At 40.1% G+C, this 7385-nt stretch carries 10 protein-coding genes and 1 pseudogene; 4 read left to right on the top strand and 7 right to left on the bottom strand.

All coding sequences use genetic code 11. The features are described 5' to 3' along the window. Positions 1–339: 339 nt before the first annotated feature. On the top strand, positions 340–1512 hold the full coding sequence (locus ABUA47_RS21675; RefSeq protein ID WP_117589092.1) for a tyrosine-type recombinase/integrase: 1173 nt from the start codon (positions 340–342) through the stop codon (positions 1510–1512). Here the strand turns inward: ABUA47_RS21675 and ABUA47_RS21670 are convergent. After that, complete coding sequence (locus ABUA47_RS21670; RefSeq protein ID WP_117879008.1) at positions 1504–1713, bottom strand: hypothetical protein; 210 nt, start codon at positions 1711–1713, stop codon at positions 1504–1506. The genes ABUA47_RS21675 and ABUA47_RS21670 overlap by 9 nt on opposite strands. A gap of 316 nt (positions 1714–2029) precedes the next feature. Here ABUA47_RS21670 and ABUA47_RS21665 point away from each other — a divergent pair, with 316 nt between their 5' ends. Then, on the top strand, positions 2030–2212 hold the full coding sequence (locus tag ABUA47_RS21665; protein ID WP_117589094.1) for a hypothetical protein: 183 nt from the start codon (positions 2030–2032) through the stop codon (positions 2210–2212). 43 nt (positions 2213–2255) lie between these two features. After that, positions 2256–2660, top strand: coding sequence for a DUF5053 domain-containing protein (locus ABUA47_RS21660; RefSeq protein WP_117866126.1), 405 nt, complete (start codon positions 2256–2258; stop codon positions 2658–2660). Positions 2661–2729: 69 nt separating this feature from the next. Here ABUA47_RS21660 and ABUA47_RS21655 read toward each other — a convergent pair whose 3' ends face one another. From ABUA47_RS21655 to ABUA47_RS21645, 3 genes are all read right to left on the bottom strand, one after another. Then, positions 2730–3011, bottom strand: a complete 282-nt coding sequence (locus ABUA47_RS21655) for a hypothetical protein (protein WP_005837084.1) — start codon at positions 3009–3011, stop codon at positions 2730–2732. 212 nt (positions 3012–3223) lie between these two features. Beyond that, positions 3224–3550 carry a hypothetical protein gene (locus tag ABUA47_RS21650; protein ID WP_008664637.1) on the bottom strand — a complete coding sequence of 109 codons (327 nt, stop codon included), beginning with the start codon at positions 3548–3550 and terminating at the stop codon, positions 3224–3226. Positions 3551–4263: 713 nt separating this feature from the next. Beyond that, a complete protein-coding gene (locus ABUA47_RS21645) occupies positions 4264–4506 on the bottom strand; it encodes a DUF6965 family protein (RefSeq protein ID WP_117866127.1) in 243 nt (80 codons plus the stop codon). A gap of 141 nt (positions 4507–4647) precedes the next feature. Between ABUA47_RS21645 and ABUA47_RS21640 the strand changes: the two genes are divergently transcribed. After that, positions 4648–5928 carry a DUF3440 domain-containing protein gene (locus ABUA47_RS21640; RefSeq protein ID WP_117866128.1) on the top strand — a complete coding sequence of 427 codons (1281 nt, stop codon included), beginning with the start codon at positions 4648–4650 and terminating at the stop codon, positions 5926–5928. 79 nt (positions 5929–6007) lie between these two features. On the opposite strand, the gene ABUA47_RS21635 is transcribed toward ABUA47_RS21640, so the two are convergent. The 3 genes and pseudogenes from ABUA47_RS21635 to ABUA47_RS21625 form a co-directional block, all read right to left on the bottom strand. Further along, complete coding sequence (locus tag ABUA47_RS21635; RefSeq protein WP_182012948.1) at positions 6008–6538, bottom strand: hypothetical protein; 531 nt, start codon at positions 6536–6538, stop codon at positions 6008–6010. Beyond that, positions 6528–7052 carry a glycoside hydrolase family 108 protein gene (locus tag ABUA47_RS21630; RefSeq protein WP_117866129.1) on the bottom strand — a complete coding sequence of 175 codons (525 nt, stop codon included), beginning with the start codon at positions 7050–7052 and terminating at the stop codon, positions 6528–6530. The genes ABUA47_RS21635 and ABUA47_RS21630 overlap by 11 nt, the downstream gene beginning before the upstream one ends. Before the next feature lie 130 nt (positions 7053–7182). After that, positions 7183–7385, bottom strand: a pseudogene (locus ABUA47_RS21625) (hypothetical protein); the annotation flags it as partial.

Below are 7385 nucleotides of genomic sequence, written 5' to 3'. Positions count from 1 at the left end.
TTACCTCTATTTCTCAAATAATTCGCTAAAAGTTTATTTCTCAATCGGTTAAGTCAAACCGAGAAAAATCTAAAATATGTTTTTTTATCTTTGCACCGAACAGATAGGAGTTGTGAAACTCCCCCAATAGAATAGTTTAGTTAAGTCTAGTTTAGTTTTTGTGTGAAGCACTTCCTCCGTAAGCGAACGCTGGAAGTGCTTTTATTTTAGGTGTATCAGGTACTTACGGAAAAAGCAGATTTCCATCACTTCGCAGCAGGTTGCAAAATTTGATTGTCGGACAATTGTCGGACAGTATTTTTTAATAACCAAATTGTCGCAACTTTATTAAACAAAAAGATGGCAACACTTAAACTTTGTATCGTACCAGCTAAAGTGCTTATCAACGGAAAGCACAAAGTAAGAATATCTCTGGCACACAACTCCGGTACCAGATACATTCCTACAAACTGTATCATCGATGACTTGTCCCAATTTAAAGATGGTCAAGTTATCAATCACCCCGAAGCTGCATCTATGAACATGAAGCTCCGGAACCTGCTCAACCATTACCAAAAAGTCATAGACAACATCTATGATGTGGATGTATATTCATGTTCCGAACTCCGGGAAATCATCATCAAGAAGAAAGACCATACCAATGCCAAATTCTCCTCAGCTATGAATTCTTATCTATCTGAACTCGCAGAAGAGAAAAGAAGTAAATCAGAGAAGTTATATAGGCTATCCTGCCAGTCCTTCATTAAGTCACAAGGTGACTTATTACTTTCTATGATTACACCTCGGAATATAAAGCATTTCGAGATGGACCTTGAGGATAAGAGGTTATCCCCTACCACTATCAAAATATATCTGACATTACTCAAAGTGATTATCAACTATGCAAAGAAGCACAATATGGTAAAATATGAGATTGACCCTTTTGAGTTCTGCCGAATGCCATCCGCTAATATTCGTGAACTAGACCTTACTATTGACGAAGTAAAAGCTATCCGGGATATGGAAATTCCCAAATACAACATAGGTGTAGTACGCGACATATTTATGCTAAGTTATTACCTCGGTGGAATCAACCTTATAGATATGCTTGACATTGATTTCCGTAAAGATTGGATAGAATATTACCGACGGAAAACAAAGAACAAGAAAAGCGGTGAAAGCAAAACCGCATTTTCAATCCAACCGGAAGCCAGAGAAATCATAAACAAATACATGCAAAAAAACGGAAAGCTTGTGTTTGGCAAGTACAAAACATTCGGGCAATGCTACTCCGTGGTATCACGTAAAATGGAAGAACTTGCCAAGATAGCTGGCATAAAGAAACATGTGATATATTATTCAGCCCGTAAATCATTCGTCCAGCACGGATTTGAATTAGGTATCTCCTTAGAAATACTTGAATACTGCATCGGCCAGTCGATGAAAACCAATAGACCAATATTCAACTATTTTAGGGTCATGCGAAAACATGCGGATGATGCAATGAGAAAAATCTTCGACAGTCTAAAGTGATTGTTCTTGGACGAAAGCTATTGCCTCGATAGTAGCTTCTTCCCTCTCCTTTTCTATGTCGGAGTTCAAGCGGTCTATTAAGTCCATATTTCCCGTCAGCGCGGTTTTCACACAATCGGAAAACGTGACTATCAGCCGATAGTGACCGTATCCAATAAAGGACTTCGTGAGCTTCGGGAAGGATGATTCAGTTTTACCCATAACGCAACCGGATTAAGGAGCGGAAAAAAGAACGGTTCCGCTTTCCCGTTGCGTTACATATTCTCAAATAGGAGGATACAGTGAAACCATTAAGCTATCACACGGGGGTCGGAACCGTATATGCACAAGCTACTGGCAAAATTTATCACCAGTAGCTCTACGGTCGGAATATTACTATTCCTCCTATTCAATAAAGTATGTAACGCACCGCAAATATGGAAAAAATATGCGAAATAACGAAAATAATTCATGCAATAGTTGTATAATAACCAAAAGATTATTATCTTTGTAATGTCAAATAACAAAAGTAATCAACATGAGTAACGAACAAATTAAAAAGGACCTGCTTATACAAAGAGCATTCCTCAAAAAAGAATTAGACCAGCTAAGGTTTATTGCCGAAGTTACCGGAACTAACCAAGAAAAAGAGATTGATAAAAGATTAGACCGATTACTGACAATCGACAAAATATTGAAAGAGTTAGAAAAAAAGAAGTAAAACAAAGTCCCTCTCTCCGGAGAGGGCACTAAAAAACAAATATATGGCACTGAAAGATGAATTACTGGCATTAAAGCCGCTACTTGGTACAGACTCTCCAGAGTTCTATACCAAAATGAGAGAAATAGCCGCCAAGTACAATTCGGAAGAAGATAAAAAAGCTATTGCAGATTTCGTATCAGAACGCTTACAGAACATTGATAGGAAACTGGACGTTATAGAAGAAAGTGCAATCAAATTGCAATTACAAGAAGTTGCCGAAATAGTTTCTCTAAGCTATCTTGCGAAAAAGTATTTCAACAAGAGCCGTTCGTGGTTATATCAGAGGTTAAATGGCAATCTGGTAAACGGGAAACCGGCACGCTTTACTAAAGAAGAATTACAGACATTCAACAATGCACTACAAGACATATCTCAAAAAATAGGCTCACTTAGTATCTCATATTGATACTCTGTTATTTGACACCATCCCCGTAGTTGAGCCGCTACGGGGATTTTTTACTGAAAAAGAAGCGATTCATTCAACTGTCCTTTCCACAATCTCCATCACTACATGGCTTGACTCCAACCAGAGCCAATACCACAGCCAAAGCATAATCCCACCCAACCAAACAAAAGCCACATCAATATAGTACAAATTTAATATCCTGCTAACCAATACACATAAGAGTTCTCCGCAAAGCACATAGGCAGCAACCATAGTAACAAGCTGGTCATTGGCAACAGTTATCAAAACCAGAATGCCTATAACGGGAAGAAGGGAAATACAATCAATTAGAAGTTGTTGTTTGTCATTCATAATACAATAGGGATTAGAATACAAATATAAACATTATTTTGTATAAAACAACCCTCTATAATAGGAATTTCTGACAAAAAAGAAACGAACTATTATTACAATATAAACAAAAAGAGCGACTATTCAGCCGCCCCTTTCGCATTAACGAGATAGACATAAAAGTATCTCAAATCATCTCTGTAGATGAATCCGAACCACTACAGAGTTTCCATTCATTCTACAGTTTCTCCTTTTTCATTCAGAAGTACCGTTACTTCTTCAGTGGATTGATTTTCCTTGGTGATGGTCAACACAACCTTATAAATCTTACCGGTTTCTTTCTCGGAAATGAAAGCCTCCTTTATTACAGCCCCCTCATAGTCCTTAGCCAAGACATTCATAACTGCCTGAGGCAAGTCTTTTACTTCCACTTTTGTGAACTCATCCTGAGGATTTTGCTGAGTTTGCTCTACAGACTGTGTTCCAGAAACCACGTAAGCAAATGCTACTGAACTGCCTAATCCCATAACCATTGCTAATGCTACCAATACTTTTTTCATAATCGTAAGTTTTAAGTAAATAAATATAGTTTTTGTATTAACTATAGGACAAACGATATGCCATGATGTACATCAGTACATAATACATTATACATCAGCATATTATAAAAACAAGAAGGAATAATTATGTGTGGAAATATGTGGAACTGAGTACCACACATGGGGAATAATTACACAATATGGATTACTTAATTCTTGGGAAATGGAACAAGACAGCTGAATAAGCTGCCCCTTCTATAAAACAGTCAACAAACAGACATTCACTAATCAAATGACATAAACATAAGCATAAATAACCCGGCTAAAGCCATAGCAAATGCAATTACCATACAAAACTCTTTTTTCATAACTAATAATTTGGTTAAACACATATTTCCATCGCACGTTCAACAACGCACTCTTGTCTCCGACAAAACCTCAGCCGCATAAAAGCTGAGGTCCAGCATGTTCCTTTCAATATATACAATCAATTAGAGCACACAATGTTGGAACATTCTGTAAATCCAGTATAAAGAAACTGCAATGGCTGAAAGAAGGACTATACTAACACTATATACCGGATTCTACTATAAAGACAACTGCTTTTCTGAAATTCCCTACGTGACTTGAGGGAATTTTATAAAAGAAAGGATATAAATGAAAAAGCCCCGACGAAAGCCGGGACATGTCACACACAATAGATATGAATTGTTGCCTATGAATATAAAGGCAGCTTATTCAACCGCCCCTTCTATTACTTCCTTCAACCGATACAATCTATCAATGGCCGGATTATAGAAAGCATCCGGATAATGCTGCTTTATATCGCAGATATTCGCATTAACATACATAGAGGTGTCAAAAATATGTTCTGCCTCACTTAGCATCACCTCCTTGGGTAACTGGGTTGTTTGTGCCCATTCGATTATTGCCTTGACGGATTCCTCGTCATAGGAATATTTACTTTCTTCTGCCATAATTGCTATTTATGTTTTTATGAATTAGCCTGCACAAATATAGATAATTGAAGCCAATTACAAATGATATAGAAGCCGAAGTTATAGGAAATATTGAGGCTTTGCATTAATTTTGTCACTACTTATAATTTTTTACACCATATGAGCCCAAAGAATGTATATGAATTAATCCAGGAAAGACTGGAAGTGATTTTTAAAGAGTTCGACAATATATACATTTCCTTTTCAGGTGGAAAGGATAGCGGAGTGTTGCTGAACCTATGTCTGGACTATATGCGTAGGAACCGGCTGAAGCGCAGGATTGGAGTGTTCCACATGGACTATGAGATACAGTACAGTATGACCATTGACTATGTGGACCGGGTATTGGAGGCAAACAAGGACATGCTGGACGTGTACCGTGTCTGCGTGCCTTTCCGTGTAACGACCTGTACCTCCATGTACCAGAACTACTGGCGTCCCTGGGACGAAGCAAAAAAGGAAGCATGGGTCAGAGAAATGCCGGAGGGCGCAATGACTGTAGACGATTTCCCTTTCTATAACCGCAGGATGTGGGACTATGAATTTCAGACAGAGTTTTCCCGTTGGCTCCATCAACGGAAAGCTGCACGGCGTACCTGCTGTCTGGTGGGCATACGTACCCAAGAAAGCTACAACCGTTGGCGCACAATCTATCGAGGTGTGAAAGAGCAATATAAGGATTACCAATGGAGCACGAAAATCAGCGAGGATGTGTATAACCTATATCCACTGTTCGACTGGAAAACGGAGGATATATGGATTGCCAACGGTAAGTTCCGATGGGATTACAATAAACTATACGACCTCTACTATCAAGCCGGGGTAAGCCTTGACCGGCAACGGGTGGCAAGTCCGTTCATCAGCGAGGCCATTGAGAGCCTTGCCTTGTACAAGGTCATTGACCCCAACACTTGGGGACGGATGATAGGACGTGTAAACGGAGTCGGCTTTGCCGGACTTTACGGCAATACCCGTGCTGCTGGAAGGAGAGAGATACGTCTGCCGGATGGATATACCTGGAAGTCATTCATGGAATTCCTGCTTTCGACCCTGCCGGAACATACCAGGAGAAGATACCAGTCCAAGCTGGAAACCAGTATCAAATTTTGGAAGGAAAAGGGTGGAGTTCTCAGTGATGAAGTCATACAGAAGCTGAAAGACCGCAATATCCCCATCCAGGTGGGTGACAGTACCAACTATAGGACAGACAAGAAACCAGTACGAATGGACTACCTGGATGACATTGACATAGAAGAGTTCCGAGAAATTCCCACCTATAAGCGTATGTGTATATGTATCCTGCGTAACGACCATACCTGCAAGTATATGGGGTTCGCCCTAACCAAGGAGGAGAACAAAATGAAGAGTAACGCCTTGAAAAAATACAAGGATATTTTATAAATACTGCATTTTACAGTAAACATATAAAACTGCTCCGACTTTCGCAAGCCGGAGCAGTCCAATTTATAAATTTAAAGTCTTATGATGAAGATTGTCTGTTGCGCCAATGTTTTACTATCAGCATAACGACAATCAAAACGGTTACACAAACACAAGCAAAACCAATTTGTTTAAGCAAGGTGGATTCTTTTTTTTCTTTTATAGTTTCTGACCGTTTTTCCTCACGGATATTGGAAATGGTTCTTTTATCAGCCTTGACACTCGTAGTATCAACTACTACCGTCTGTTTATCCTCCTTCTTATTGAAATCACCTTCTACATGACCGTCAGCCAATAACGGAGATTTCCCGGTCAAGCTATCGGGCGGTTTTCTTGTATCATAGATACGGAAATCAATCACATAGTTACCATTAGCGGTAATGAGTTCGCTCAAAGAGGTACTTGCCCCATGTACGATATCGACCGATTCACTCGTGCTGTCCTTTCTGATTACTTCTGCACCGGACTTGACAGCTTTATGAGAGCTGCCACATGATAACAATAGGAACAGACACATGAAAGGAGCCAGCAATATATGCCGGCTTACCCAGTTCATAACCTTAGCCAACATAGGCAATGTCATTTATACGGTTCATCCAACCTCTCTTAAATTTATTGTTCGCCGGACGTTTTTTACATATATCCTCGATGAAATCAAACCGTGCAATCTTAATCATGTCGAACAACTCACGCGGGTTCCTGGCATTCACCGCAGCGAGTGTCTTAGGTCCAACAATGCCATCCACAGTAACACCAAGCAAACGTTGAGGAATCTTTATTCCGTGTACACCGGATGCCCACACCCAATCGACAAGGATATTAGCAACTGATTGCGATTTAATATCGTCAGCTTTCCATCTGTCCCAATAATGCGGTTTGAGCACCCGGTTAACGACATCCTCACGGGTAAGCAGACGCAGGTCATCCACGTCTATATCACCGTCACCGTCCTTGTCATAGCCGCATGACTTCCACGTGCCAATAGTCACACCCATATTCGTTGCACCTCCAAGGTCTGCCGGGTCATTCACGAAACCGCCTTCCCATTTGAGAATCCACGGCGCTAATTTATACACATTCGCCATTCTTATTTTCCTCCTTGATTTTTGGTTTTACATAAAAATACAATATATTTGCAAACGCCTTTGTTTAAACTTTAAGTTGTGTAGTATTAAGGGAAAGGGAGCTGTTGTGAAACACCTTCCTTTCCGCGAATCAGTAGCCGTTTTGCGGTTCTCTGTCACCGCATTTCTTCCTCTCACACCGTTTAAGCGCCAGTTCCAGTTTTAAGTCAGAATTAGCCTCCTTCAGTGTAAATAACTCATCCTGCACCTTACGGAGCCGGTCTGTCTGCTCCACAAACCGCTGTTCCTTCTCCGAAAGCTGCTTTTGCAGGAACTCGTTGTACTCCCGTAATG

Origin of the sequence: Bacteroides sp. RTP31139st1_H2_RTP31139_211217 (assembly GCF_040227615.1) — a bacterium.
GTDB lineage: Bacteria > Bacteroidota > Bacteroidia > Bacteroidales > Bacteroidaceae > Bacteroides > Bacteroides uniformis.
Note: the sequence above shows the minus strand (reverse complement) of the source record. Positions and strands in the feature narration are given on the sequence as shown.